The organism is Halobacterium zhouii (genome assembly GCF_021249405.1).
Classification (GTDB): domain Archaea; phylum Halobacteriota; class Halobacteria; order Halobacteriales; family Halobacteriaceae; genus Halobacterium; species Halobacterium zhouii.
Map to the genome: position 1 here is coordinate 467,391 of NZ_CP089593.1, position 24,567 is coordinate 491,957.

At 68.0% G+C, this 24,567-nt stretch carries 28 protein-coding genes; 14 read left to right on the forward strand and 14 right to left on the reverse strand.

Translation table 11 applies throughout. The annotated features are described in order from the left end of the window. Positions 1 to 25: 25 nt before the first annotated feature. From LT970_RS02320 to LT970_RS02330, 3 genes are all read right to left on the reverse strand, one after another. Complete coding sequence (locus LT970_RS02320; RefSeq protein WP_232687358.1) at positions 26 to 745, reverse strand: YkgJ family cysteine cluster protein; 720 nt, start codon at positions 743 to 745, stop codon at positions 26 to 28. A 40-nt stretch (positions 746 to 785) separates the two neighbouring features. Beyond that, positions 786 to 1,607: an MBL fold metallo-hydrolase gene (locus LT970_RS02325; protein ID WP_349292230.1), complete on the reverse strand. Its 822-nt coding sequence runs from the start codon at positions 1,605 to 1,607 to the stop codon at positions 786 to 788. A gap of 143 nt (positions 1,608 to 1,750) precedes the next feature. Beyond that, a complete protein-coding gene (locus tag LT970_RS02330) occupies positions 1,751 to 2,020 on the reverse strand; it encodes a MarR family transcriptional regulator (RefSeq protein WP_232687359.1) in 270 nt (89 codons plus the stop codon). A gap of 123 nt (positions 2,021 to 2,143) precedes the next feature. On the opposite strand from LT970_RS02330, the gene LT970_RS02335 reads away from it, so the two are divergent. Then, positions 2,144 to 2,536: a PPOX class F420-dependent oxidoreductase gene (locus tag LT970_RS02335; protein ID WP_232687360.1), complete on the forward strand. Its 393-nt coding sequence runs from the start codon at positions 2,144 to 2,146 to the stop codon at positions 2,534 to 2,536. A 42-nt stretch (positions 2,537 to 2,578) separates the two neighbouring features. On the opposite strand, the gene LT970_RS02340 is transcribed toward LT970_RS02335, so the two are convergent. After that, complete coding sequence (locus LT970_RS02340; RefSeq protein ID WP_232687361.1) at positions 2,579 to 2,716, reverse strand: hypothetical protein; 138 nt, start codon at positions 2,714 to 2,716, stop codon at positions 2,579 to 2,581. Positions 2,717 to 2,841: 125 nt separating this feature from the next. On the opposite strand from LT970_RS02340, the gene LT970_RS02345 reads away from it, so the two are divergent. Next, positions 2,842 to 3,546 (forward strand): class I SAM-dependent methyltransferase, encoded by a 705-nt coding sequence (locus tag LT970_RS02345; protein WP_232688668.1) that lies wholly within the window; start codon positions 2,842 to 2,844, stop codon positions 3,544 to 3,546. Between the two features lie 146 nt (positions 3,547 to 3,692). After that, positions 3,693 to 4,613, forward strand: coding sequence for a glycosyltransferase family 2 protein (locus LT970_RS02350; RefSeq protein WP_232687362.1), 921 nt, complete (start codon positions 3,693 to 3,695; stop codon positions 4,611 to 4,613). A 37-nt stretch (positions 4,614 to 4,650) separates the two neighbouring features. Here LT970_RS02350 and LT970_RS02355 read toward each other — a convergent pair whose 3' ends face one another. Beyond that, entirely contained in the window at positions 4,651 to 5,469 is an 819-nt protein-coding gene (locus LT970_RS02355; protein WP_232687363.1) for an amidohydrolase family protein, read from the reverse strand. 84 nt (positions 5,470 to 5,553) lie between these two features. Between LT970_RS02355 and LT970_RS02360 the strand changes: the two genes are divergently transcribed. From LT970_RS02360 to LT970_RS02370, 3 genes are all read left to right on the forward strand, one after another. Next, positions 5,554 to 6,180, forward strand: coding sequence for a TetR/AcrR family transcriptional regulator (locus tag LT970_RS02360; protein WP_232687364.1), 627 nt, complete (start codon positions 5,554 to 5,556; stop codon positions 6,178 to 6,180). After that, entirely contained in the window at positions 6,180 to 7,499 is a 1,320-nt protein-coding gene (locus tag LT970_RS02365) for an MFS transporter (RefSeq protein ID WP_232687365.1), read from the forward strand. The genes LT970_RS02360 and LT970_RS02365 overlap by 1 nt, the downstream gene beginning before the upstream one ends. Before the next feature lie 79 nt (positions 7,500 to 7,578). Beyond that, complete coding sequence (locus tag LT970_RS02370; protein ID WP_232687366.1) at positions 7,579 to 8,925, forward strand: APC family permease; 1,347 nt, start codon at positions 7,579 to 7,581, stop codon at positions 8,923 to 8,925. Here LT970_RS02370 and LT970_RS02375 read toward each other — a convergent pair. From LT970_RS02375 to LT970_RS02385, 3 genes are all read right to left on the reverse strand, one after another. Continuing rightward, the gene (locus LT970_RS02375; RefSeq protein WP_232687367.1) at positions 8,909 to 9,535 is read right to left on the reverse strand and encodes a trimeric intracellular cation channel family protein; all 627 of its coding nucleotides are present in this window, start codon (positions 9,533 to 9,535) and stop codon (positions 8,909 to 8,911) included. The genes LT970_RS02370 and LT970_RS02375 overlap by 17 nt on opposite strands. 52 nt (positions 9,536 to 9,587) lie before the next feature. Continuing rightward, positions 9,588 to 10,397, reverse strand: a complete 810-nt coding sequence (locus LT970_RS02380; protein WP_232687368.1) for an SAM hydrolase/SAM-dependent halogenase family protein — start codon at positions 10,395 to 10,397, stop codon at positions 9,588 to 9,590. 61 nt (positions 10,398 to 10,458) lie between these two features. Beyond that, positions 10,459 to 10,977, reverse strand: coding sequence for a nicotinamide-nucleotide adenylyltransferase (locus tag LT970_RS02385; protein WP_232687369.1), 519 nt, complete (start codon positions 10,975 to 10,977; stop codon positions 10,459 to 10,461). 227 nt (positions 10,978 to 11,204) lie between these two features. On the opposite strand from LT970_RS02385, the gene lonB reads away from it, so the two are divergent. The 3 genes from lonB to LT970_RS02400 all read left to right on the forward strand — a co-directional run bounded on the left by lonB (position 11,205) and on the right by LT970_RS02400 (position 15,632). Beyond that, positions 11,205 to 13,349: an ATP-dependent protease LonB gene (gene lonB / locus LT970_RS02390; RefSeq protein ID WP_232687370.1), complete on the forward strand. Its 2,145-nt coding sequence runs from the start codon at positions 11,205 to 11,207 to the stop codon at positions 13,347 to 13,349. Positions 13,350 to 13,667: 318 nt separating this feature from the next. Next, a complete protein-coding gene (locus LT970_RS02395) occupies positions 13,668 to 14,915 on the forward strand; it encodes an MFS transporter (RefSeq protein WP_232687371.1) in 1,248 nt (415 codons plus the stop codon). A 39-nt stretch (positions 14,916 to 14,954) separates the two neighbouring features. Continuing rightward, a complete protein-coding gene (locus tag LT970_RS02400; RefSeq protein WP_232687372.1) occupies positions 14,955 to 15,632 on the forward strand; it encodes a CPBP family intramembrane glutamic endopeptidase in 678 nt (225 codons plus the stop codon). A gap of 29 nt (positions 15,633 to 15,661) precedes the next feature. On the opposite strand, the gene LT970_RS02405 is transcribed toward LT970_RS02400, so the two are convergent. Further along, positions 15,662 to 16,120 carry an MGMT family protein gene (locus tag LT970_RS02405; protein ID WP_232687373.1) on the reverse strand — a complete coding sequence of 153 codons (459 nt, stop codon included), beginning with the start codon at positions 16,118 to 16,120 and terminating at the stop codon, positions 15,662 to 15,664. 83 nt (positions 16,121 to 16,203) lie between these two features. Here LT970_RS02405 and trpC point away from each other — a divergent pair, with 83 nt between their 5' ends. The 4 genes from trpC to LT970_RS02425 are packed head-to-tail and all read left to right on the forward strand — an operon-like array spanning position 16,204 to position 20,014. Then, a complete protein-coding gene (gene trpC / locus LT970_RS02410; RefSeq protein WP_232687374.1) occupies positions 16,204 to 16,989 on the forward strand; it encodes an indole-3-glycerol phosphate synthase in 786 nt (261 codons plus the stop codon). Beyond that, a complete protein-coding gene (trpB, locus tag LT970_RS02415; protein WP_232687375.1) occupies positions 16,986 to 18,266 on the forward strand; it encodes a tryptophan synthase subunit beta in 1,281 nt (426 codons plus the stop codon). The genes trpC and trpB overlap by 4 nt, the downstream gene beginning before the upstream one ends. Next, positions 18,263 to 19,195 (forward strand): tryptophan synthase subunit alpha, encoded by a 933-nt coding sequence (gene trpA, locus LT970_RS02420; protein ID WP_232687376.1) that lies wholly within the window; start codon positions 18,263 to 18,265, stop codon positions 19,193 to 19,195. Before trpB ends, trpA begins: the two co-directional genes overlap by 4 nt. Positions 19,196 to 19,219: 24 nt before the next feature. Further along, positions 19,220 to 20,014 (forward strand): 2-amino-3,7-dideoxy-D-threo-hept-6-ulosonate synthase, encoded by a 795-nt coding sequence (locus LT970_RS02425; RefSeq protein WP_232687377.1) that lies wholly within the window; start codon positions 19,220 to 19,222, stop codon positions 20,012 to 20,014. Positions 20,015 to 20,034: 20 nt separating this feature from the next. On the opposite strand, the gene LT970_RS02430 is transcribed toward LT970_RS02425, so the two are convergent. Together LT970_RS02430 and LT970_RS02435 are read right to left on the reverse strand one after the other, a co-directional pair. Next, the gene (locus LT970_RS02430; protein WP_232687378.1) at positions 20,035 to 20,457 is read right to left on the reverse strand and encodes a zinc ribbon domain-containing protein; all 423 of its coding nucleotides are present in this window, start codon (positions 20,455 to 20,457) and stop codon (positions 20,035 to 20,037) included. A 116-nt stretch (positions 20,458 to 20,573) separates the two neighbouring features. Continuing rightward, complete coding sequence (locus LT970_RS02435; protein WP_232687379.1) at positions 20,574 to 20,876, reverse strand: hypothetical protein; 303 nt, start codon at positions 20,874 to 20,876, stop codon at positions 20,574 to 20,576. Between the two features lie 138 nt (positions 20,877 to 21,014). Here LT970_RS02435 and LT970_RS02440 point away from each other — a divergent pair, with 138 nt between their 5' ends. Continuing rightward, positions 21,015 to 22,190: a 3-dehydroquinate synthase II gene (locus LT970_RS02440; RefSeq protein ID WP_232687380.1), complete on the forward strand. Its 1,176-nt coding sequence runs from the start codon at positions 21,015 to 21,017 to the stop codon at positions 22,188 to 22,190. Between the two features lie 28 nt (positions 22,191 to 22,218). Here the strand turns inward: LT970_RS02440 and LT970_RS02445 are convergent, their stop codons facing one another. The 3 genes from LT970_RS02445 to LT970_RS02455 form a co-directional block, all read right to left on the reverse strand. Next, positions 22,219 to 22,647: a zinc ribbon domain-containing protein gene (locus LT970_RS02445; RefSeq protein ID WP_232687381.1), complete on the reverse strand. Its 429-nt coding sequence runs from the start codon at positions 22,645 to 22,647 to the stop codon at positions 22,219 to 22,221. A 142-nt stretch (positions 22,648 to 22,789) separates the two neighbouring features. Next, positions 22,790 to 23,353, reverse strand: a complete 564-nt coding sequence (locus LT970_RS02450) for a hypothetical protein (protein WP_232687382.1) — start codon at positions 23,351 to 23,353, stop codon at positions 22,790 to 22,792. A gap of 77 nt (positions 23,354 to 23,430) precedes the next feature. After that, on the reverse strand, positions 23,431 to 24,099 hold the full coding sequence (locus LT970_RS02455; protein ID WP_232687383.1) for a type I 3-dehydroquinate dehydratase: 669 nt from the start codon (positions 24,097 to 24,099) through the stop codon (positions 23,431 to 23,433). Between the last annotated feature and the right edge of the window lie 468 nt (positions 24,100 to 24,567).

Genomic DNA, 24,567 nt, shown 5'->3' on the forward strand with positions numbered 1-24,567 from the left:
ACTACTGCATTTCGCGCCGCATCGGCTACCCCTCGTAGGCCGTTCCGTCGGGGTGTTTCGCGCCCTCGGAGTCGTGGACGACTGTCTCACCGGGCCCGGGGTTCGCGGGCGAGAAGTTGTCCCGGACGTCGATGGCTTCCTCGAGTTCCGTCACGGCGCGCTCCTTGAGCGCTTCGGCGAGAGTTTCGGCGTCCTCCCGGGTGATGTCGCGGCCGAGCCCTTCGCACTCGTGGGCGCGCACCATTCCAGCCTCGTCGACTGCTTCGCCCATCGGCTGGCTGGTGCCGCCGAGCGCCACGCTGAACGGGTACGTCCGGCAGATCAACGGGCGGTCGTCGTGGACCGTACACGCGCCCGTCCCGTCCTCGCCTTCTTCGTAGAACGTGCAGTCCCCACAGCTATCGGTCTGGAGCGCCCACTCGAACGTCTCTCCGGACCCGTCCTCGTCGAGGCCGTACGGCATCGGGCGCGCGACGTCTCGCCAGTCCCGCGAGCTCTGCGAGGGGGACGTCGGAGCGGCTTCGCCGTTCCGGACGTCTCGTGAATCGTCGTCCTTCTGTCCGCCCGAGTCCTCCAGTTCCCGAACCTCGTCGGGGAACACAGTCGCCGTGTGCGGGTCGTCGTCCTCCGACTTGCAGCACTTCCCGCAGCGCGTACACTCGAAGCCGATGGTCTCGATGGCGTCCGCGAGGTCACTCACGTCCAGATCTCGGGCGCGAGCGAGTTCGGCTTCGAGTTCCTCCATGCTCCGGGGTTCGGCGCGCGAGCGGAAAAGCTCCGCGGGGTCAGTCTCTGGGAGTCACCCGAGAGCCGTCCCACTCGACTTTGCCCTCGACGCGCAGTTTCTCGAGGTGCGCGCGCACGGTTTCCGCCGCGAGGTCCCGGACGCCGTCCAGGTCCTTCTCGTAGGCCGCGTCGAGGATTTCGGGCACCGTCGCCGCGCCGGACTCGACCGCGCGGCGGACGCTACGTTCGCGGTCGCGCCGGTGGCCGTACAGCCAGCGCAGGCGCTCGCCCGGGTTCTCGACGACGGGACCGTGGCCGGGGTGAAGACGGTCGAAGTCCCGTGCGAGCGCACGGCGGAGCGACGCGAGGTAGGCGCGCATGTCGCCCTCGTCGGCGCCGATGAACACGCTGCCCGACGCGAACGCCAGGTCGCCCGTGACGGCGTGGGTGCCGCCACCGTCCCCGGCGTCGACGACGAACGCGACGTGGTCGGGAGCGTGTCCGGGCGTGTCCATCACAGTGATGCCAGTGTCACCGATGGCGTCACCCGGTCGGAATGTGCGGTCAGGTGTGACGCCGGTCGCGCGCTCGAACCGGTCGGTGAACGCGGTGTGCGCCCACACGGTCGCGTCTGTTTCGGCGGCGTACGCGGCGACCGCGCCGACGTGGTCGGGGTGGGTGTGCGTGACAGCGACGTGTTCGACGGGTGGGGCCTGCACGGCACACCCCTCCCCGCCGACGTCGGATTCGACGGCGGCGTCGAGGTCCGGCGTGTGGCCTGCGGGATCGACGAGTAGGCGTTCAGCGTCACCGACGATGTAGGCGTTCGTCTCGCCAGTCGGCGCACGCGACTCCACCGACACGGGGTAGCGTTCGGGCACGATTCGGCAAACGGAAGGGCGAGACAAAAGCGGGCCGGCACGCGGACCGTCGGGCACAGCAGACCGCCGACCCGAGTCGATTCCGGGTCGTGGGGTGGTTCTTAGCTATCGAGGAGGGGCTCTCAGCTGTTGAGGAAGAGCTCTCAGCCGTCGAGGTAGTACACTTGCTTGCGCGCGTCCTCGAAACTGTACCGGGAGGCGACGAGGCCGACGTCCTCGAGACGGTTGAGTGCGTAGCGGACCGTCCGGTCGGGGAGGAGAGACTCCTCGGCGAGGTCGCCCTGAGAGAGCGGCGCGTCGGCTTCGAGGACCTTCGCGACGAGTTTCGCGCTGGGCGGGAGGTCGCGGAGTTGGTCACGGAACTCCTGGTCGTCCTGGATGAGCGAGCGGTTCTCCGAGAGAGACGTACTCATGCGATGTAATCTCATACCCGTGAAGGTAAACGTTGTCTACCCATCAGACTAAACACCTAATACAACCTTAGGGGGCGGCGTGCTCGGCCTGCGGTTTATTCCCCCTCGGCGCGTTCGGCCGGTATGGTCGAGATTCCAGCGGAGTACCACGACCTCTTCGAGAAGCAGTCGTTTCTCAGTCTCGGCACGCTCACGCCGGATGGTGTCCCCCACGTCACGCCGGTCTGGGTCGACTACGACGGCGAGCATCTGCTTGTGAACACGGCGCGGGGTCGGCGTAAGGAGAAGAACCTCCGCCAGAACGCCGACGTCGGCGGGTGCATCCTCGACCCTGATGACCCGTACCGGTACGTCGGTTTCCAGGGCGACGTCGTCGAACTCACCACTGACGGCGCGGTCGAGCACATCGACGAACTCGCGCGTCGGTACATGGACGTCGAGGAGTACCCCCACCACGGCGAGGAAGGCGGTGAGCGGGTGCTCGTTCGGATCGAACCGACTCGCGTGTTCGGGTAGCGAGCGGGCCGTGTCGCGCGGTCCCCTATCAGCGAACGCGTTCTATCGGTGGACGTGGGAGTTGTACTCCCCGAGGGCGAACCCACAGTTCGGGCAGTGAACGCGCACCATCCCCGCTACCTCGTGGCGTTTCAACTCCCCCGCTTCGAACACCCCGCCACAGCGCTTGCACGTCGGCATACTGTCCGCTTCGGCGCGACAGTCCATAGGCGTTCCCGCCAGAAGATGTGGCTAGGCTGTCACGAACTCGTCTCTCTGTTCCAGTACGGTTTTAATCACCCCGCCGAGTAGTGAGCGTGAGAAGCGTGAAGGGACAGGAGTGGTACCAGGCTTCCGAGGTCGCCGAGGAGTACGACGAGAAGCGATTCTCCCGCGGCGGCCGGCTCATCGACCGACGGGAGAAAGAGGCCGTGCTGGACGCCCTCGAGCCAGTGGCGGGGAAGCGAGTGCTCGAGATTGCGTGCGGGACGGGCCGGTTCACGGTGATGCTCGCCGAGCGAGACGCGAACGTCACGGGACTCGACATCTCGGGGCCGATGCTCCAGGAGGGCCGTCAGAAGGCCCACCAGTCGGGCGTCGCGGACCACCTCGAGTTCATGCGCGGCGACGCCGCCCGCCTGCCGTTCCCGGACGATCACTTCGACACCGTGTTCGCGATGCGGTTCTTCCACCTCGCAGACACCCCGGCGAAGTTCCTCTCCGAGATGGCCCGCGTCTCCAAGGACCAGGTGTTCTTCGACACGTTCAACCGGTTCAGCACGCGTTCGCTGTACAACTGGCTGCTGCCGATGGGGTCGCGGCTCTACTCGGCCGGCGAGGTCGAGCGACTCGTCGAGGGTGCAGGTCTCCACCTCGCGGACGACGACCACGACTTCGTCGTCCCCTACGGGTTCTACCGGAAGGTGCCCGACTGGGTGGCCGATCCGGTGCGGAACGCCGACATCACCATCGGGAGGTCGTTCGCTGGGAACGCGCTCGCGTCGGTGTCGTACTGGGACGCGCGGGTGTAGACTTTCGAGTCGGGGGACGTTCCCGAGCCGACTGACGGCCGCATTTCGTTCGTCTGACGGCGTGCGGAAATTATGTTGCTATGCCGACGAATTACCGGGGTACGGGACCCGAGACGTTTTTACCGGGGAACTGGTTTGTGGTGACCATGGATGTCTCGGTGGTGGTGCCGACGCTCAACGGCCGCGACGCACTCGCCGCGTCACTCGACGCGCTCGCGGCCAACGCCCCCGACGCCGAGGTCATCGTCGCCAACGGACCGTCGGCGGACGGCACGTCGGGGTTGGCCCGCGACCACGACGCGACCGACGTCCTTCTGGAACTTTCCGAGCGCAACCTCAACGCCTCCCGGAACGCGGGCATCGGCGTAACGTCCGGCGACGTCGTGGCGTTCGTCGGCCACGACTCCCGGGTTCGCGACGGCTGGCTCGAGAGCGTCGAGGACACTCTCGCGGCCGGCGCGGACGCGGTTACCGGTCCGGTCCACCGGCGCGTCGAGGGCGGGGTTACCACCGAGTCGCTCGAGCAGTCGACCATCTGCGGACGGGACGTGACGTACTTCGACGGCGGCAACGTCGCGTTCACGCGTCAGGCCGTCGACGCGCTCGACGGCTTCGACGAGTACCTCCAGACGGGTGCGGCCCGCGACGCCGCCCACCGCCTCGCCGGGATGGGTCGGTCGGTCGTCTGGGAACCCGACGCGGTGGTGCTCCGCGAGGAGAAAGACGACATCGTCCACCGTCTCCCGGAGGACGCGGACGAGTCCGCGTGGGGGTTGAAGTACCGCGCGCTCGGCTACCGGCTCGCGAAGAACTACGGGATGAGCGCGCGCGTCGCGTTCCGCGCCGCGCGACTCGCAGTGGGGGACGCGGCGTCGCTGGGCGCGGACGTGCTCCGCGGGAGCGCGAAACTTTCGGCGTGGGCCGCCGCCGCCGCCACTATCGTTCCGGGGACGTGGTTCGGCGCGCAGGACGGCATGAACGCCCGGATGGCCGACCGGAGTCCGCGACGGAACCCGAACGGCGTCTCCTCGCGCATGGACCGCGCGATGGTCCGCTACGACTGCTGAACCGAGACGACTGCTGAACCGCCAGTGTTCGAGCGTCCTACTCGTGGTCGAGTCCCGGAATTACGCGCGCAGCATTCTTCCCGAACACCTTCCGCATGGCGTCCTCCGTAACGTCCAGGGTCAGCATCTCCATGGCCGCGACGTTCGGGTGCGTGGCGGGCGCGCCGCTCCCGAACAGCACGCGGTCCGGGTGCTCCGTGATGGCGCGCTCCAGGAGTTCGCGGTAGCGCACCGTCGCGGTGTCGAGGTAGAGGTCGTCGTGGGCGTCGAGCAGGCCGATGGCCTCGTGCATCAACTCACGTTCGAGCGGGTGACCGCCGAAGTGCGCGAGCACGACGGGGAACTCGCGTTCCAGCAGCGACGACGCGAGTTCGTCCGGCGTGAACCCCCGTCCGCCGTGGACCAGCACCGGCAGGTCGACGTCCTCGAGAACCGCGAGCACGTCGTCGTCCGGTACCCCGTCCTGTACGGGGTCGAGTTTGAAGCCGTGGAACCGGTCGTCGTACGCGTACTGTTCGATGTCCTCCGGCGAGGTCTGCCACTCGTGGCGGGAACTCCGGATGTTCCGCAGACGCGAGGTCGCGCCGTCGCCGGGCGTGCGGGGGCCGTCGATGCGCGCGAACGCGATGAACGACCGCTCGACTGCCTGCCGTGCGACTGCGTTGTTCGCGCGCAAGTACCCCTGTTCGCCCTTCTGCGGGCCGGGGAACACGACCGAACGCACCACGCCCGCCTGGTGCATCTCGCGTTCGAGGTCCTCGCCGTCGATGGTGCGACCTCGGATGGGTCGCCCGGGGCCGGCGTGGAGGCGGGCGTGCGTGTCCACGACGCGGAACCCGTGCTCCAGTTCGAGCATACGCCATACTCCGCGCCCCGGTATATCGTCCTGACGGTCGAGTGGGGAAACACTTACACTATTTGATTAAGTAATCAATCAACAATGGGTGGCGTCGATCTGACCGACACGGAACGAGAACTGATCGAAGCGACGGGCGACGCGCTCGCCAAGCACGGTGTCGCGGGCGTGACCACGCAGAAGATCGCCGACGAGTGGGGGCGCACGCAGTCCCTCGTCCACTACTACTACGACACCAAGGAGGACCTCATCGTCGCGTACGTCGAGTACCTCCGCGACGGCGTCCGCAGCGAGTACGTCGAGCGAGACGACGACCCACCGCTCGCCCGCATCGAGTGGCTCGTCACCGACGACTTCGAGCACCAGCCGGACGGCTCACAGCAGGTCAACGTGCTCTACGACCTCCACGGCGAGGCGCCACACAACGACCGCTACCGCGCCGCGCTGAACGACTTCGAGGCGGACGGCCGCGAGTTCGTCGAGGACGCCATCCGTGACGGCATCGAGGACGGGACGTTCCGCGACGTCGACCCCGAGGCCGCCGCGCTGTTCGTCCTGTCGGCGAGCGACGGCGCGCTCCTCCGAACCGTCTCGCTCCGCCGCGACGACGACGCCGCACTGTTCCGAGCGGGCGCCGAACAGTACGTCACTAACGTCCTCCTCACCGACGACGCGCGCGAACAGTGGCGCGGATTCGCGGAGGAGTCCTGATGGCGCTCAAACGCACTCTCTCGCACCGCGCGTTCCGCCGACTCTGGTTCGGGCAACTCGCGTCCCGCATCGGCGACAGCATCCACGAGATAGCGCTCATCTGGGTCGTCTACGAGGTGACCGGCGACCCGATGCTCCTGTCGCTGACCTTCGCCGCGAGTTTTGTCCCGACCGTACTACTCTCACTGCCCGCGGGCGTGGTCGTGGACCGCGTGAACCGAAAGTACGTGCTCGTCGGCTCCGACCTCGCGCGCGCCGCTGCCGTGCTGGCGATTCCGCTGGTCGGGCGCGGCCCCCTGCTCATCCCGACGGTGCTCGCCGTCGCAGTCTTCACCGGCGTTGCGGACGCCGTGGACGGCCCCGCTCGGGGCGCGTTCGTCCCGCGACTCGTCCCCGACGAGGACCTCGACGGCGCGAACTCGCTCGTCGGGATGACCCGCTCGCTCTCCCAGGTGTTGTTCGCGGCGGGCGGCGTCGTCGTCGCGGCGTTCGGGTCGTTCGCCGCGTTCTACGTGGACGCCGGGACGTTCCTCGTCTCAGCGCTGTTCGTCGCCACCATCTCGAGCGAGTACGGCGTCCCCGACCGCGAGGAGAGCGGAGACGCTGACGACGTCGTCGACGTGATGCGCGACGGCGCGTCCCGACTGGTCGACGACGTTCGCGACGTCCTCGGATTCGTTCGGAAACGACCCCTGCTCCGGAACGTACTCGTGTTGAGTGTCGTCCTACAGTTTGCCGTCGCGCCGGTGAACGTCGCGCTGCCGGTGTACGCCCCCAGCCTTCCGATACGCGATAGCCTCGCACTCGGCGTGCTGTACTCGGCGTTCTTCACGGGAATGACGGCTGGCATGCTCGGCATCGGACGGTTCGAGGACGCCATCGACGAGTCGCGGGGGCACGTCCTCGTCGCCGGCATGCTCGGATTCGGTGTCAGTCTCGCCGCCGCCGTCCTGGTGATTCCCGCGTCGCTGGTCGCCGTCGCTGGCGTCGTCGGCCTGTTCGCCGTCGCCGGTCTCGGGTTCGCCGCCGCGACCGCTCCGGGGCGGACGCTCGCCCAGTTACTCGTCCCCGACGAACGCCGCGGGCGCTACACCGCCGTCGCGAGCACGCTTGGGTCGGGCGCGTTCGTCGTCGGACTCCTCCTGACGGGACCGCTCGTGAGTCTGGTCAGCGCCCAACACACGCTCATCGGGGTCGGCGCGTTCGTCGCGGTCACCGGCGTCGTCGCCGCCTTCCAGCCACTCGGCCGCGCGCACCACGAGGCCAGCACGAGCGACCACGGCTCGTCTCCCGGCGAATCGACGGTGGACACCGACTGAGGTGTCGACGCCGAGCGGTCACCGGCAACGCTCGATGGTTCGTCGAAAACTTACGGGGCTCCGATGTTTCTGTGCGACTATGGGTGAGCAACTGGGGCTCACTGAATGTGTCTCGATGGCGCTCGGGGGAATGATCGGCGGTGGCATCTATGCCGTGCTCGGCGTCACCGCCCGGATAACGATGGGTGCGACGTGGTTCGCGTTCGTGCTCGCGGGCATCGTCGCCCTCTGTGCGGGTTACTCGTACATCAGGCTGAACGCACTCGGTGACCGGCGAGGCGGGTCCGTCTCGTTCGTCCAACAGTTCGTCGGCAACTCGACGCTCGCTGGCATGGTCGGCTGGACGCTGCTGTTCGGCTACGTCGGTTCGATGGCGATGTACGCGTTCGCGTTCGCGGAGTTCGCCATCGGCTTCTCGTTCGTCCCACACCAGTTGCTCGGGTTGCCGATTCGCCCGGTCGTCTCCGTCCTCGCAGTAACGCTGTTCGTCGCGATGAACCTGCTCGGCGCGCGAACCACCGGTTCCGCGGAGAACGTACTGGTCGTCGTGAAGGTTGCCGTCCTGCTCTCGTTCGGCGTGTTCGGGATGGTGTACGCGACGATGCTCTCCGACACCACGATGTCCTACGGCTTCGGACAGTTCACCTCCGTCGGTCCCATCGTGGCCGCCGCCATCTCCTTCGTCGCGTTCCAGGGGTGGCAACTGCTGTTCTACGACCAGGAGAGCATCACGGACAGCGTCGACACGATTCGGAAGGCGGTGTACGTCTCCATCCCTGCCGCCGTCGTCATCTACGTGCTCGTCGCCGTCGTCACCGTGAACCTCGCGCCGCAGGCGCTCAAACAGCACCCGCACGTCGCGCTCGCGGACGCCGCCTCCGCGATGCTCACCGTGTTCGGTCTCTCCAGTCTCGGGTTCGTCGTCATCTCGCTGTCCGCGCTGTTCTCCACGGGGAGCGCCATCAACGCCACGCTGTTCTCCGCGGGGCACTTCGCCAAACGCCTCATCAGCGGCGACCTGCTTCCAGACCGATTGGGCGACGCCGACGCTCAGGGCCTTCCCTCGAAGACGGTGCTCGCACTCGGCGCCGTCACCGCTCTGTTCACCGCCTACGGCAGTCTCGGCGCCATCACGTCGTTCGCGTCACTCGCGTTCATCGTCGTCTTCGGCGGCGTCAGCGTTCTCGCGTTCCGCGAGCGAGACCAGGCCGACATTCATCCCGCGCCGCCCGCAGTCGGCGCAATCGGTGCGCTCGGATTCGCACCGCTGATGCTGTACAATCTGTACACAAACCAGCCCAACACGTTCTGGCTGGTCGTCGTGCTCACTGTCGTCGCCGTCGCCGTCGAACTGCTGTACTTCGAGCGCGGGGACATCGAGCGAGAACTCGGCGAGTTCGAGGAGCGCGTCAACTCGCGGCTCTGAGCCGCACCGTCGGCAGTCGCCACTCGTACCGGATGGCGAGCACGCGTAGCGAAAGCGTGAGACCGCCACAGACGGCCGCTGCGACTGCAGTACCGTAGCCAGCCGTGACGACCACCCAGAACGCTGTACTCCCGGCGACGGCACACGTCGCGTAGAAGTCCTCGGCGAGCACGAACGGGACCCGCTGGAGGAGCACGTCCGAAATCAGGCCGCCCCCGACGCCCGTGACGGTGGCGAGCACGACCACGCCGAACGGCGACACGCCGGCGCTGTGCCCGACGAGCGCACCGGTTGTCGCGAACGCTGCCAGTCCGACTGCGTCCGGGAGCATCACGGCTGGGTGGTCGAGCAGGCCGCCGCCGACCTGCCGCGCGAGCAACACGGCGACGACGACACCGAGCAGCGCGAAGCCGACGTCAGCCGTGGACTGCAACACGGCGGGCACTCGCCCGACGAGCACGTCCCGCGTCGCGCCACCGCCGAGCGCGGTCAACACGCCGAGCACGGCGACGCCGAGGACGTCGAACTCGCGTTCGGCGGCCTTCAGTGACCCGACCATGGCGAACGCGACGAGACCGACTGCGTTCATCGCGTCGAAGGCCGTCACCACGGGTGAGTCACCCCGGGTGGCGTTCGCGCTCCACGGACGCTCGGGGCGGTGCTCACCACGTCAGTTCCACCTGGCTTCTGGACGTCACGCCGAACGCTTCGTCGCCGCGCCCGCGGTTCGCCGCGAGTTCGACGTTCCCGTGGCTTCCGACGGTGACGAGTCGCTCGTCGGGGTTCACGGCGGCGTACGTGTGTTCGACGGGCACGCGGTCGCCGTTTACCTCGACGTACTCCCCGAACCGGTCGGCGAGCAGGTTGCCCGGCAGATTCGTGACCGCGTTCCCGAACCCGTCGACGACGAGCACCTTGCCGCGCGCGACGTCGCTCGCCAGCGACGGCTCCGGGAACGACAACTCGACGGGGTCGGACACCGGCGCGTAGCGGTCGTGCTCGTGGAGCACGCGGACGCCGCGCTCGTGGACGTCCGCCGCCGCAGGCGCGAACACGTCCCGGCCGTGGAACGTCGAACTCGCGGGGTCCTCGACGCGGATCTCGAACACCTCGACGTCCGGCGGGTCCTCCCTGTCACCCTCGTCCCCGGCGTCGGCAGCGCCGGTTGCAGCGTCTGCGAGCGCGCGAGCGGCCGGCATCGCCACGCCGTTATCGGGCGCGACGATGGCGTGCTCGCCAGCGCGAACGACCACCGCCTTCCTGTCGGTGCCCACACCCGGGTCGACCACCGCGAGGTGGACCGCCGGTGGGAAGTGGGGCAGCACCTCGCGGAGCCAGAACGCCGCCGCGTGTACGTCCTGCCGGGGGAAGTCGTGGGCGACGTCGACGAGTCGGGCGTCCGCGTGCTGGAGTATCACGCCCTTCATCGACGCCGGATACGGCGTCCCGAAGTCCGAACTCAGCGTTATCATCGATGGAGACTCGACGCGCGTCGGTGAAAAATCCTCCCTGCTGTCCCCGGGTCGCCAGCCCTCACTCGCCGTTCGTGTCCGTGTCGCTGACCTGCTGGATGCGGTCGATGCCGTCGCTCTCCTCGATGACCTCCACCACGGACGGCGGCACGAGGTCCTGCCAGTCGTCGTCGGCCACCATCCGGTCGCGGATCTCGGTCCCCTCCAGGACGTCGCGGTCGAACATCGGAGACTGCCTGACCTCTACGCCCGCCTCGCCGAACAGGCGGATGACGAGCGGGTTGTTCGAGTACGCCACGTCGAAGTTCGGACTCATCGACTGCACGTGGCTCACCCACACCGCGTTGCGCTCCAGGTCCTCGATGGGAACCACGTACGTCACCAGGTCGAAGTCCACGAGGGCCTTCGTTATCATCATGATGCGTTCGCCCGCCGTGAACGGATTCCGGGTCGAGTGGGAGTCGCCCGCGCTCCCGATGCCGACGACGAGTTCGTCGACCTCCGTGGCGATCTGCTCGACGACCCGGTGGTGGCCGTTGTGGTACGGCTGGAACCGGCCGATGTAGAATCCGCGGGTCATTCCTTACCCCTATTGACCCTTGCAGCCACCATAAGAATGGCGAGACGCGCCGTGACGCCAGTACGACGCCCTCAGACCAGCCCTACGCTCACAGACCGCTCCACGAACCCATCTGCTACACAAGGCGTACAGGTGCTGAAAGCGGAGAATATAGCCGATTAGCCATCGGACAAGGGGAGAAAGTATATCAGTCGCCCACCCGTGGTTTACACTGTTCAGACAGTTCAATGAGCAACGAATCGAACACGGACACGCACCTCGACGACGCCTCCGAATCCGAGGACGTCCAGACCCGCGACGAGCCCCAGAACGGTGGCTCTGGCGGCCCCCACGGTGACAGCTCCTCGGAGCAGACCGACGCTCCGCAGGAGCCCCGCCCCCGGGACGACCCCGAGAGCGAGGAGTCTGGCGACCGCGATCTCGAAGATCTCGGCAGCGAGGTCGGCGTAGAGGGCGACGTGTCTATCAACGAAGACATCGCCGAGGACGACCTGCTCGGCGGCCTCGAGATCGACGACACGTCGGACATCGAGGTCCCCGACCGCCTGGTCGACCAGGTGATCGGTCAGGAGGAAGCCCGCGACATCATCATCCGTGCCGCGAAACAGCACCGCCACGTGATGATGATCGGCTCCCCGGGGACGGGGAAATCCCTGCTCGGGAAGGCGATGAGCCACCTCCTGCCGAAGGAACGCCTCCAGGACGTTCTCGTCTACCACAACCCCGACGACTCTAACGAACCGAAGGTTCGTACGGTCCCCGCCGGAAAGGGCGAACAGATCGTCGGCGCCCACAAGGAGGAAGCCCGCAAGCGCAACCAGATGCGCTCGTTCCTGATGTGGATCATCATCCTCATCGTCGTCGGCTACGCCTTCCTGATGGCCAGCCGACCGCTCCTGGGCATCCTCGCCGCCGGTATCATCTACCTCGGCTTCCGGTACACCAGTCGCGGCAGCGACTCGATGGTGCCAAAGCTCCTCATCAACAACGCCGACCGTCAGGTCGCGCCGTTCGAGGACGCGACCGGCGCACACGCCGGCGCGCTGCTCGGTGACGTCCGCCACGACCCGTTCCAGAGCGGCGGCATGGAGACGCCGAGCCACGACCGCGTCGAGGCCGGCGCCATCCACAAATCCCACAAGGGCGTGCTGTTCCTCGACGAGATCAACACGCTCGACATCCGCAGCCAGCAGAAACTCATGACGGCGATCCAGGAGGGCGAGTTCTCCATCACCGGCCAGTCCGAGCGCTCCTCGGGCGCGATGGTGCAGACCGAACCCGTCCCGACGGACTTCATCATGGTCGCCGCCGGGAACATGGACGCCGTCGAGAACATGCACCCTGCGCTGCGCTCCCGCATCAAGGGCTTCGGGTACGAGGTGTACATGGACGACACCATCGAGGACACCCCGGAGATGCGCCGCAAGTACGCGCGCTTCGTCGCCCAGGAGGTCGAGAAGGACGGCCGACTCCCGCACTTCGAACCGGACGCCATCCGCGCGGTCATCCTCGAAGCCAAGCGCCGCGCCGGCCGCAAGGAACAGCTCTCGCTGAAACTCCGGGAGCTCGGCGGACTCGTCCGCGTCGCCGGCGACGTCGCCCGCTCTCGCGGTGACGATCTCACCACGCGGGACGCCGTGATGCAGGCGAAGAAGCGCTCGCGTTCCATCGAACAGCAGTTCGCGGACGACTACATCGAGCGCCGGAAGGACTACGAGCTCAAGGTCTCGGACGGCGAAGCCGTCGGCCGCGTCAACGGGCTCGCCGTCATGGGCGGGGACTCCGGCATCGTCCTCCCCGTGATGGCCGAAGTCACGCCCCGCCAGGGCGAAGGCGGCGAAGTCATCGCCACCGGCCAGCTCAAGGAGAACGCACAGGAGGCCGTCGACAACGTCTCCGCGATCATCAAGAAGTTCTCCGACGAGGACATCTCCGAGAAGGACATCCACGTGCAGTTCGTGCAGACGCAGGGCGTCGACGGCGACTCCGCGTCCATCACCGTCGCCACCGCGGTCATCTCCGCACTCGAGAACGCGCCCATCTCGCAGAACCTCGCGATGACGGGCAGCCTCTCGGTCCGGGGCGACGTGCTCCCGGTCGGCGGCGTCACCCACAAGATCGAAGCCGCCGCCAAGGCCGGCTGCGACCGCGTCATCATCCCGAAATCCAACGAGCAGGACGTCATGATCGAGGAGGAGTACGAGGACCAGATCGAGATCATCCCCGTCTCCCACATCAGCGAAGTCCTCGACGTCGCGCTCGTCGGCGAACCCGAGAAGGACTCTCTGGTCGACCGCCTCAAATCCATCACCGGCAAAGCCTTCGAAGGCAAAGTGGATTCGGGCGCGACCGGCAACCCGAGTCCGCAATAGTACCTTTTTGCTGCGAGCGGGCTTCGCCCGCTCTGGCAAAAAGCTACGCTAAAAAGCCGTCGCGGCTCCCGTCGCGCCCTCCGGGCGCGGTGGTCGCCGCTCGGCCCGCTCGCTCACTGCGTTCGCTTCGCGGTGAGTGTGCTTCTTTCCGCTTCCGCTACTGCCCAGCGACTGCTTCCGCTTCCGTCCAGTGACCGCTACTGCCCAGCGACTGCTTCCGCGTAGCAACCGCTACTGCACCGCTACGGAACTGATGGATATTCTACCAAAATTCGCTGCCGGAAACCGCCTTTAGGCGGGTGTGTGTCGGTTCACTTGATGGCGGGATTCAACGCTGTCCGCCGCTACTACGCGTACCTCGCGACCACCGCGTACGGCTTTTACCTGCCCGTGGGGCTGCTCTACCTCGAACAGCAGTACGGGTGGGTGGTCGTCGGCCTCACGCAGGGCGTGTTCTCCTTCGCGCTCGTCGCCGCCGAGATTCCCACCGGGTACGTCGGCGACCGAATCGGGCGGCGCGCCAGTCTCGCGCTCGGCAACGTCATTTCGACGGGCGCGCTCGGCGCGTTCGTCTTCCTCGATTCGCCCCTGGAGTACTGCGCGCTGTACGCGGTGTGGGCGCTCGGGTGGGGGTTCCGCTCGGGAACGAGCGAAGCGTGGCTGTACGAGTTCCTGGCGTCCCGGGGCGACACCGAGTCGTACACGCGCCTCGACGGGCGCGCGAGAACCGTTCGACTGTTGGTGTCCGCCGCAGGCGCGGTACTCGCGGGCGTCCTCGTCACGTTCGGGTGGGGCGTCCCGCTGTTCGTGAACGCCGCGCTGTCCGCACTCGGCGTTCCAATTTTGCTCTCGCTTCCCGCCGTCGGCGCGACCACTGAGAACGACGCTGACGACCCGCCAGCGGGCGACCCCAAACCCGGAGACGCCGACGTATTCGGCGTCCGGGACGCCGTGCGGATGCTCCGCGTGCAGGCCCGGCGCCCCGAGATCCGGTGGCTGGTGGTGTACGTCGGACTGTTCTACGTGTTGTTCGCCGTGACGCGGCCCTACGAGTCGCCGATTGCGGAGCAGGTGGGCGTGCCCGTCGCCGCGCTCGGCGCGCTGTTCGCGGGATTCAAACTGGTCTCGGCCGGCGCCGCCGCCAGCGCCGGGTGGGTCCGGGACGCGTTCGGCACGCGGGGCGTGCTGGCGCTTCTCGTCCCCGTCTACGGGGTCGCGTTCGCCAGCGTCGCGTTCGTTCCGCTGTTCGTCCTCCCGGTGTTCTTCCTGAACCGCGGGCTCAAGACGGTGCTGGGCCCCATCCGGAACCAGTACGTAAACGACCGCCTCGAAGACGTCGGGCGCGCCACCGTGCTCTCGGGCGTGTCGATGCTGCTCTCGGTGGCCGCCGGCACGGCGAACCTGTTCAGCGGCCCGCTCATCGACGCGTTCGGGCCGTTCCGATTCCTCGCTGGCGCCGGCGTTGCCGCCGCGACTGCCGCGGGCGTGCTGTGGGTCGCCGTCGACCCGGTCCGCGAGGACGCCGACTCCCCGGTGGGGACCACGCCGAGTCCCGCCACCGACTGACCGCCAGTTTTCTCCCGTCTCCTCGCGTTCTCACGCTCGATGGAGCCCCGCTGGACGCTGTTCGCCGGCGCAGTCGCGTTGCTGACGGTCGGACTCGTCGCGCTCGCGCGGGCGTCGGCGGCGCTCGCGGGCGACGACGTTCGCGCGATGACGACTGGCGAACTGCTGGCGAACGTCGTCGTGACCCAGGGCGGGTTCGGCGTGCTCGTGGTCGCTGCGGTGTGGCTCACGCGGATCCCCCTCGATGCGCTGGGCGTGACGACGGCAACGTCGACCGTGGCCGTCGCCGGCGCCGGTCTGACCATCGGCGTCGTGCTCTACGCCGCGAACGAGGGGTTCGCGCGGGTGCTCGACGCGGCGGGCCTGGGGTACGACGAGGCGATGCGCGACGCGCTCTCGCCGGACTCGCTCGGCGGATGGGCGGCGCTCCTGGCCGTCGCGCTGCCGCTGGTCGCGGGGTTCGAGGAACTCCTGTTCCGCGGGGCGCTCGTCGGCGCGCTCTCCGTCGGGTTCGGCGTCTCGCCGTGGCTACTCGCAGCCGTGTCGAGTGTCGCGTTCGGGCTCGCGCACTCCGCGCAGGGCGGCGTGGGCGTGTTGCTCGCGACGCTGCTCGGGTTCGCGCTTGCCGCAGTGTTCGTCCTCACCGATAGCCTGCTCGCCGTGATACTCGCCCACTACGTCGTGAACGCCCTGGAGTTCGCTGTCCACGGCCGGTAGTGGTCGTCGGTCAGCAGCGCTCGCCCCGACTACAGTCCTTCGAGCGAGCGGAGTCGCTGCTCGACGGGGGGCGGCGCGCCGCTGGGCCCGTCGCGCACGCGGTGGTCGGGAATCAGGAGGGGGACGGGATTGTCTGCGAGTGCCTCGCGTGCGAGGTCGAGGTCTTCGTCGTCGTCGCTGTCCAGTCCGGACACCGTCGAAGTGAGCGTCCTGACGGTGATCTGGTCGCCGTAGGGTATCTTCCGGACGGCCTCGAGTACCGCTCGCTGGTTGGTTGGGAGGGTGAGTCCGACGTCGACGTCCGCGAAGTCGTCCTCGACGCCTTCGAGGTAGGCGTCGATGCGTTCGAGGAGTTCGTGGTCGGCGCTCGCGTCCGCGGGCTCGGCGTCGGGGAAGGAGACGCTGATGATGCGGTCGCCAGCGACGCCGAGTTGGACGTACCGTTCGAGGTAGTTCGATTCGCGCGCGTAGATGCCCGCCGCGTCCATACCGAATGGTGGCGACTCAGGGTCTTGTACGTTCGCCCGCCGACGCAAGTCTTATGTACAGATTAGTGCATTAACGTACAACAATGAGTGAGTCGAACGCGCTCGCGCCGGCGGTCCAGTCCATCCTGGCCGCCGCGCGCGACCGAACCCACGACACAGAGCGCCTGTCGGTTGCCCCGCGGTCGCTTCCTACCGCGCTCGAATCGGCCGAGCGAGACGGACGCACGCCGGTCGTCGCGGAGGTGAAACCGACGAGCCCGTCGACCAGTGGTGGACGACGAGACGACTCGGAAACCCGAATCGACGACCCCGCGACGGCCGCCCGCGAGATGGTCGCCGGCGGCGCGGCGGCCGTCTCCGTGCTCACCGAACCGGAGCACTTCGGCGGGTCGCTTGCCGCGCTGCGTGCGGTCCGCGACGCCGTCGACGTGCCCGTGCTCCGGAAGGACTTCCTGCTCGAGGAGGGCCACCTCGACGCCGTCGAGGCCGACGTTGTCCTCCTCATCGCGCGCTTCCTCGGCGACGACCTCGAACCGATGCTCGAGGCCGCCCGCGACCGGGGGTTTCGGGCGCTCGTGGAGGTCCACGACGGCGACGAACTCGCTCGCGCCGTCGACGCCGGTGCGACACTCGTCGGCGTGAACAACCGCGACCTCGCGGAACTCACCGTCGACCTCGACACGTTCGAGTCGGTCGCGCCGGCCGTCCCCGAGGACGTCACGCTCGTCGCCGAGAGCGGCATCGGATCGCCGGCGGACGTCCGACGGATGCGTGAGGCGGGCGCCGACGGCTTGCTCGTCGGGAACGCAGTGGTAGACGGCGGCCAGGGAAGCGTTCGCGCGAACACCCGGAGGCTGGTCGAGGCATGAGCGAAGACCCAGTCAGATCCGGGAAGTTCGGCGACTACGGCGGCCAGTACGTTCCCGAAGTGTTGATGCCGGCAGTCGAGGAACTCGCGGACGCCTACGAGCGCTACGTCCTCGAGAACGAGGACGGGTTCGTCGACGAGTTCCGCCGCCACCTCCGGGAGTTCGGCGGGCGGCCGACGCCGCTCTCACACGCCGCGAACCTCTCCGAGCGATACGGAACTGAGGTCTACCTGAAGCGTGAGGACCTGCTCCACGGCGGCGCGCACAAACTCAACAACGCGCTCGGGCAGGTGTTGCTCGCGAAGTACATGGGCAAGGAACGCGTCGTCGCAGAGACCGGCGCGGGCCAGCACGGCACCGCCACCGCGATGGCGTGTGCGTACCTCGACATGCCCTGCGAGATCTACATGGGCCGTACGGACGTGAACCGGCAGCGGCCGAACGTCTTCCGGATGCGCATCCACGACGCCGAGGTGAACCCCGTCGATGCGGGGTCGGGAACCCTGAAGGAGGCCATCAACGAGACGATGCGGGACTGGGCGACGAACGTCGAGGACACCCACTACGTCGTCGGAAGCGTCGTCGGCCCGCACCCATTCCCGGCGATGGTCCGGGACTTCCAGTCGGTCATCAGCGAGGAACTGCGCGAGCAGTCACGGGAGCAACTGGGTCAGTTGCCGGAGGCCGTAATCGCGTGCGCTGGCGGTGGGTCGAACACGATGGGTGCGTTCTCGGCGTTCATCGGGAGTGCCGAACTATTCGGTGCGCCGACTGGCGCACACGAGCCAGCGCCGGACGTCGACCTGCTCGCCGTCGAGGCCGGCGGCGCCGAACTCGGCGTCGACGCCGACGAGGGGTACGCGCCGAACTCCGCGAGTCTCACCACCGGGAGCGAGGGCGTGCTCCACGGCGCGCGCACCAAACTGCTCCAGACCGACGAGGGTCAGATCGTCGAATCCCACTCGGTGAGCGCGGGCCTCGACTACGCGGGCGTCGGCCCCGAGCTCGCGCATCTCGTCGACGAGGGCCGGGTCACGCCCGTCTCCGTCGGCGACGACGCAGCCCTCGAGGCGTTCCACTGCCTCTCCCGCGAGGAGGGCATCATCCCCGCGCTCGAATCCAGTCACGCGATCGCGTACCTGGAGGAGTACGAGGGCGAGGGACCGGTCGTCGTCAACGTCTCCGGGCGCGGCGACAAGGACCTCGACACTGTCATCGAGGAGTCCGCGGAACGCGACCTCGACGTGGCGCCGTCGATGGAGGTGTTCGAACAGTGACCCGAGACGACGGCGCGGACGCGGGGCGCGACGACGCGAGCAGGAGCGACCTCGCAGACGCGTTCGCGGACGGTGACGCTCTGGTCTCGTACGTCGCGGCGGGCGACCCGAGCGCGGCGGCGACGAAGGAGTACGCCGAAGCGCTCGTCGCGGGCGGCACCGACGTGCTGGAACTCGGACTTCCGTTCAGCGAACCCGTCGCGGAGGGACCGACCATCCAGCGCGCACTCCAGCGCGCGCTCGACGCCGGGATGACGCCCGACGCCTACCTCGACCTCGTCCGGGACCTCGACGTCGACGTGCCGGTCGTCTGCATGACGTACTACAACCTGATACTTCGGTACGGAAGCAGCGAGGGGCGTGACGCCTCCGAACCCGGGCCCGAGGCGTTCGTGGAGGCGGCCGCGGACGCCGGCGTCTCGGGGTTCGTGGTGCCCGACCTCCCGGTGAACGAGTCCGAGCGGATGGCGGCGGCGTGCCGCGAGCACGGCGTCGATCTCGTGTTCATCGTGGCGCCGACGACGACTGACGAACGCCTCGAGCGCATGCTCGACCGGACGACGGGGTTCGTCTACGTGCAGGGTCGAGTCGGCACTACCGGCGCGCGCGACGACGTCAGCGCGGCCGCCCACGGCAGCCTCGACCGCCTCGCTGAGGCCAACGTGCCGAAGGCCGTCGGCTTCGGCATCTCCGCGGGCGAGCACGCCCGGGAGGTTGTGGCGGGCGGTGCGGACGGCGTCATCGTCGGGAGCGCGTACGTCGACGAGATAGCCGACGGTGTCGAGAACGACGAACCGACTGCCGACGTCGCGGCCCGACTCGAGTCGCTCGCGCGAGAACTGAAGACCGGCGCAGAGCGCGGCGCGTCTGCCGACGGCGAAGGCGGGACGACCGCCGACCACGATTCGCCCGAACCGCAACGCAAATAGACACCCGCTTGCTACTCATTCGCAATGACCACAGGGAAGACAGCGCGACTGGAACGAATCAGCCGAGACGGCCGATTCGTGACAGTCCCGATGGACCACGGTATCACGCTCGGGGCCGTAGACGGTCTCGTAGACATCGAATCGACAATCGACGCAGTGACGCGAGGCGGCGCCGACGCCGTTCTCACGCAGAAGGGCATCGCCGAGCGCGTCCACCCGAACAAGAACGACGCGGGCTACGTCGTCCACCTCAACGCGTCGACGACTATCGGCCCGGACGAGAACGACAAGCGCATGACCGGCACCGTCGAGGAGGCCGTCCGGGCGGGCGCTGACGCCGTCTCGCTCCACGTCAACGTCGGGAGCGAGCACGAACCCGAGCAACTGGAGGACCTCGCCGAGGCCACTCGTGAGGCCGAGCGTCTCGGGATGCCCGTGCTTGCGATGGCGTACGCGCGAGGCCACGGCGTCGACGAGCATGACGCCGAGAACCTCGGCCACGCCGTCCGATTCGCTGAAGAAGCGGGCGCCGATCTCGTGAAGACTGCGTATTCTGGCAGCACGGAGAGTTTCGAGCGCGTCGTCGAGTCGACGAGCAACCCCGTCATCATCGCGGGCGGCAGTCCGAGGAGCGAGCGCGAGACGCTCGCGACCGTTCGGGACGCGGTGGACGCGGGCGCGGCAGGCGTCTCGATGGGTCGCACCATATTCCAGCACGACGACCCCGAGGCGATGACCCGGGCGGTCGTCGCAGTCGTCCACGACGGCGCCACGCCGGACGAGGCGCTGCGCGTTGCTGGATTGCCGATAGAAGTGTAGGTGGCGTCGAGGCGTCGACCTCAACTCGCCAGTTGCTTCGCGGCCGGGGCCGCGACGAGGATACCGCCGAGAATCGTGACGTAAACACCTATTGATGCGAAACTTCCCATCGAGACGAGCCCTACGAAGGCGATGAGACCACCTATCGAGGCGAGTCCGATGTTCGTCGTCTGGTCCCACTCGCGACCGTAGGCGACGCCAATTGCTGCGATACCGAGGACGAGCGTGATGATGCCGTTGCCGTCGATGCCGCTGACGGTCACTCCGAGGAGCGTCTTCCATGGAAGGAACGCACCGACGATGCTCAGCGCACCCCCCGCGTAGACGATTTTCTCGGACGTTTCGGTATCGGTTGCTGCCTCTGTTTCGGCCCTCGTGTCACAGTCTGGACACGACGGCTGTTCGGTGGCGAGTTCCGTGCCGCAGTTACTGCAGTAGGCCATTCTACTCGAAGACTATCTCCCTCTGGTATAGTTGTTAGCATCAACTGGTAAGGACTCGGTCGGAATCGGGCCTGTCGGAGGGGAACTGACCAGTCGCGTGGGAGGACGGACCGCCGTCAGAACTCAGAGCGCGTGACCCGCCACCTGGCCGGCAGCGACTCGAGGGCGTCGCGGAGGTCATCGGTCGCCAGTCCGAAGAAGGATTCGCGGCCAACGGCGCTCCGGAACCGCGCGATGACGGTGTGGGAGGTCGCCTCGAAGACGGTGAGCGAACGCGCGCCCTCCGTATGTTCGAGGCGCGCGCGTTCCGGCTTCCGGCCCGCGAGTTCGGTGCCCAGGTCCCAGCTCAGGCGTTGTGCGTCGTCCGTCGGGAGCGGGACGCGGTCGGCGAGAATGCGCCCCTGCTCGCGTGTTGCCATACCACACCGACGGTGGCTCCGGGACATAAATCGTGTCGTTCCTGCACGCCGCGGGGTCACAGCCGCCGATGCCGACGGTGGGCGGCAGAAGCCCGCGCCTTCGGTACGTTCAAGGCCGCGCCACGCCACCATCCGGCAATGACACGGTCCGTCTGGCTGAAGGCCGACGACTCCGTCGGCGATTGGGACGCCCGCAAGCGCCGCATCACCGCGGGACTGGAAGCGGGCGTCGACTGGGTGCTCGTGGACGAGGGAGACGTCGAGCGCGTGCGCGAACTCGGGTCCGTGAACGTCGCCGCGTTCGGATCCGACGACGCGGACGTCATCGAGGAAGCCGACCCCGACGCGGCGAACGACGACGCGATGCCCGACGCGTACGTCGCCGGCAAGGGCGGCGAGGGGGACGGTACAGTCGAACTGCCCTCGGACCTCTCCGGGAGCGCCGACCTCTCCGCGCTCCGGCGCGGCCACGCGAACGCCGCCTACGTCCGCGTCCTCGACCCCGAGTACGAATCGTTCGCCGAACAGGCCGCCGAGAACGCCGAGTTCACGCTCGTCGCGGGCGAGGACTGGACGATCATCCCGCTGGAGAACCTAATCGCGCGCATCGGCGAGGAGACCACGCTCGTCGCGGGCGTCGACTCCGCGGCCGAAGCCGAGACGGCCTTCGAGACGCTGGACGTCGGCGCGGACGCCGTCCTGCTGGACAGCGACGACCCCGACGAGATCCGGCGCACGGTGAACGTCCGGGACGCCGCCGACCGCGAGCGACTCGACCTCGCGTGGGCGACGGTCACCGAGGTGGAGGAAGCCGGGAGCGCCGACCGCGTCTGCGTCGACACCGGCAGCCTGCTCGAGGACGACGAGGGGATGCTCGTCGGGTCGATGTCGCGAGGTCTCTTCTTCGTCCACGCCGAGACGGCCGAGTCGCCGTACGTCGCCGCCCGTCCGTTCCGCGTGAACGCGGGCGCTGTCCACGCCTACGTCCGCACGCCCGACGGCGGCACGAAGTACCTCTCGGAGCTCCAGAGCGGCGACGAGGTGCAGGTCGCCGACCGTGACGGCCACACGCGAAGCGCGGTGGTCGGCCGAGCGAAGATCGAGAAACGCCCGATGTTCCGCGTCGAAGCCGAGACGGAGGCAGGCGACAGAATCGAGACGCTACTCCAGAACGCAGAGACCATCAAGGTCGCCACCAGCGAGGGCCGTACCGCCGTTACCGACCTCGAAGCGGGCGACGAACTCCTCGTCTATCTGGAGTCCGGTGCGCGGCACTTCGGCGAATCCATCGAGGAGCGCATCATCGAGAAGTAAGCACGGCCACTGGATTCTCCGCTGCTGGTCAGTTGGCGTCTGCCGACTCCCCGGTGTCCAGGCGCTCCGTACACCACGGACAGAAGTCGATGTCGTCGTCGAGTTCGCCTCCGCAGTTCGGGCAGGTCTCCTGTGCGCCGCCGGTCGGAACGCGCTCGGCGGCGGAGGCCGCGGCCTCCCGCACCGCGACCAGGTACGCATCAGCGACGTTCAGCAGGCGAACGACGAACAGGCTCAGCGTCACCTCCAGTCCGAACGACTCGCTCGCAGCGATGAGGCCGTCCAGGCCACCGGACTGGAACGCCTCGTAGGCGGACGGCGGCACGACGACCGCCGCGACGGCGAGCGCGAGCGCGAACCACGACAGCGCGCGCACCCACTTTCGGAGGTAGACGTGTCCGAGTCCCGGGTAGAGGAAGCCAAGCACGGCCGCGAGAGCGCCACGTCGATTGACCACTGTTGTCGAGTATCGGAACCCCGCGCTACTAAACCCACCGGAGTGTCGTTCCGGACGGGCGTCGTCGCGCAGTCGCTTCACCCGGAACTGGACGGGGACGCAACCGGTGGTTCTGGCGGTGTTCCTTGCGCGAACCGACAGATCACGACCGAGAACGTCCGCCCCGTTCCCCGACGTGCTCCGAGATTCGTCCGCGGATGCGTTCCCGGGCCCGGTCCACGACGTGGCCGAGCTTTCGCTGGGGCAACGAGTTCCGTTCGTGCTCCAGTCCACGCTCTGCGAGCCATCGCCGCACCTCCGCCACCCCCTCGTTTCGCCGGATGCCCACCTCCCTGGCGTGTTTGACGGGGTGGCGTCGCCAGTTGAACTCGTCGTGGGCGTACACCTGAGTCCGGTCTGACTGCTGTGCGAACAGCACGACGTGGAGTTGTCTGTCGCCGAGCCACCGGGACCGGTACACCCAACTGCCGTCTGTGCTGCTTCCCTCGGGCGTGTAGTGGTACATACTCAGCGGGTCCCACGCGAACCCGCCGTCGCGGAGTTCCGCTTCGAGGTCACCGATCGGGAGGTGGACGGTCGCGACGTACCCCCTCGGGTACACCTGCGTGGTCGGCTGGCCGAGCGTCTTGGCGGCCCGGTCGACCCACGGTCCCAGTCGCTGACGGAGCCACCGGGGTGTGTTCAGACGGCTCTCCATGTCTGTCATTGTCACCCTCTACGAGGGCCACGTGGATACGTATTCCCCACGCCCCTCGACCGATTCCGCAGCACCACTCCCTCGGACTACCGCAGGTCGTCCACGAGTCGCCGCAGCGTCGTCGCGTCGTACTGGCCCGGCGCGGTGGCGTCGCTCGCGTCCAGTGGCGCGTACCCGATGCGGGATCCGTACAGCGGCGCGACACACCGCGTGTGACTGCCGAGTTCACCCATCGACACGGTGGCGACGGTGTGGCCCGCTGCCGCGTACTCGTGGGTGACGCGCAGCAGGTCGAGTGCCTCCCCGCGGTCGGTCGCCGTGACCGCGAGTTTCCCCACGTCACCGAGCGAGCACGCTTCCCCGAGCGTGCTCGCCATCTCGGAGAGCGACGGCGTCCCCTCGAAGTCGTGTGCCGACACGATGGTCGCGGTGTCGCTCGCGCGCGCCGCCGCCAGCGCCTCCGCGCCGTCGCCGTCCGTGAGCGCCGCGAGTTCGACGTCTATCGCGGCTACGGTGTCTACACCGGCGGCCTCCGAGAGCGCGTCGATGCGCCCCGCGTCGTCCGCTTCGCCACCCTCCGACGCCGCGCGGTTCGTCGCGATGACGGGTAGTTCACCCTCGTAGGACTCGAGCGCCGCGAGCGGGTCGACCGCGAGGTCCATCCGGAGCTCCACGGCGTCGGCGTGCTCACGCGCCTCGCGCTCGTCGGCGAGGTCGCTCACGCTCGCCGCGAGCACGAAGTCGTCGAAGTTCATGGCGTGTCCTGGGAGTGCCTCCCGCAATACCGTTTCGGAGTGCGTGATACGTGGGGGAAGGGTACACGCCCGAGAGTAGCTGTTGGAATCCCGTGGCCTCGAAAGCCCCTGACCGTCTCGCGTTCGCTCTGCACCATCCCGCTCGTTCGCTCCGCTCTCTCGCGGGAACCCTGATGCAGAGTGAACAGGGGCTTCGCCCGCGAGACGGCCAGCCCCTTTCAGTCCCACCCAGCCGGTTGGTCAGCCGGCATCGGCTGGGACTGAAAGGGGCCGTTCTCTCGGCGAACCCCGGCGTTCGGAAGACGCTACGCGTCTTCCGCAGCCCATCAGAACGCGAAGCGTTCTGAGGACGAAGCAAGCACCGAAACGAGCGCAGCGAGTGAGGCGCGCAGCGAGCCGCGGGAGCCGAGAGAACGGGGGCTTTCGAGGTGTTGTACTCGGTCTGCTCGCAGTAAGCTGCTCGAGAAA

Bases quoted from the DNA above. Each gene is read 5' to 3' on its own strand.
- LT970_RS02320 (WP_232687358.1), bottom strand. From the start codon at position 745: ATGGAGGAACTCGAAGCCGAACTCGCTCGCGCCCGAGATCTGGACGTG.
- LT970_RS02330 (WP_232687359.1), bottom strand. From the start codon at position 2,020: ATGAGTACGTCTCTCTCGGAGAACCGCTCGCTCATCCAGGACGACCAG.
- LT970_RS02335 (WP_232687360.1), top strand. From the start codon at position 2,144: ATGGTCGAGATTCCAGCGGAGTACCACGACCTCTTCGAGAAGCAGTCG.
- LT970_RS02340 (WP_232687361.1), bottom strand. From the start codon at position 2,716: ATGCCGACGTGCAAGCGCTGTGGCGGGGTGTTCGAAGCGGGGGAGTTG.
- LT970_RS02350 (WP_232687362.1), top strand. From the start codon at position 3,693: ATGGATGTCTCGGTGGTGGTGCCGACGCTCAACGGCCGCGACGCACTC.
- LT970_RS02355 (WP_232687363.1), bottom strand. From the start codon at position 5,469: ATGCTCGAACTGGAGCACGGGTTCCGCGTCGTGGACACGCACGCCCGC.
- LT970_RS02360 (WP_232687364.1), top strand. From the start codon at position 5,554: ATGGGTGGCGTCGATCTGACCGACACGGAACGAGAACTGATCGAAGCG.
- LT970_RS02365 (WP_232687365.1), top strand. From the start codon at position 6,180: ATGGCGCTCAAACGCACTCTCTCGCACCGCGCGTTCCGCCGACTCTGG.
- LT970_RS02370 (WP_232687366.1), top strand. From the start codon at position 7,579: ATGGGTGAGCAACTGGGGCTCACTGAATGTGTCTCGATGGCGCTCGGG.
- LT970_RS02380 (WP_232687368.1), bottom strand. From the start codon at position 10,397: ATGATAACGCTGAGTTCGGACTTCGGGACGCCGTATCCGGCGTCGATG.
- LT970_RS02385 (WP_232687369.1), bottom strand. From the start codon at position 10,977: ATGACCCGCGGATTCTACATCGGCCGGTTCCAGCCGTACCACAACGGC.
- lonB (WP_232687370.1), top strand. From the start codon at position 11,205: ATGAGCAACGAATCGAACACGGACACGCACCTCGACGACGCCTCCGAA.
- LT970_RS02395 (WP_232687371.1), top strand. From the start codon at position 13,668: ATGGCGGGATTCAACGCTGTCCGCCGCTACTACGCGTACCTCGCGACC.
- LT970_RS02400 (WP_232687372.1), top strand. From the start codon at position 14,955: ATGGAGCCCCGCTGGACGCTGTTCGCCGGCGCAGTCGCGTTGCTGACG.
- LT970_RS02405 (WP_232687373.1), bottom strand. From the start codon at position 16,120: ATGGACGCGGCGGGCATCTACGCGCGCGAATCGAACTACCTCGAACGG.
- trpC (WP_232687374.1), top strand. From the start codon at position 16,204: ATGAGTGAGTCGAACGCGCTCGCGCCGGCGGTCCAGTCCATCCTGGCC.
- trpB (WP_232687375.1), top strand. From the start codon at position 16,986: ATGAGCGAAGACCCAGTCAGATCCGGGAAGTTCGGCGACTACGGCGGC.
- LT970_RS02425 (WP_232687377.1), top strand. From the start codon at position 19,220: ATGACCACAGGGAAGACAGCGCGACTGGAACGAATCAGCCGAGACGGC.
- LT970_RS02430 (WP_232687378.1), bottom strand. From the start codon at position 20,457: ATGGCCTACTGCAGTAACTGCGGCACGGAACTCGCCACCGAACAGCCG.
- LT970_RS02435 (WP_232687379.1), bottom strand. From the start codon at position 20,876: ATGGCAACACGCGAGCAGGGGCGCATTCTCGCCGACCGCGTCCCGCTC.
- LT970_RS02440 (WP_232687380.1), top strand. From the start codon at position 21,015: ATGACACGGTCCGTCTGGCTGAAGGCCGACGACTCCGTCGGCGATTGG.
- LT970_RS02450 (WP_232687382.1), bottom strand. From the start codon at position 23,353: ATGACAGACATGGAGAGCCGTCTGAACACACCCCGGTGGCTCCGTCAG.
- LT970_RS02455 (WP_232687383.1), bottom strand. From the start codon at position 24,099: ATGAACTTCGACGACTTCGTGCTCGCGGCGAGCGTGAGCGACCTCGCC.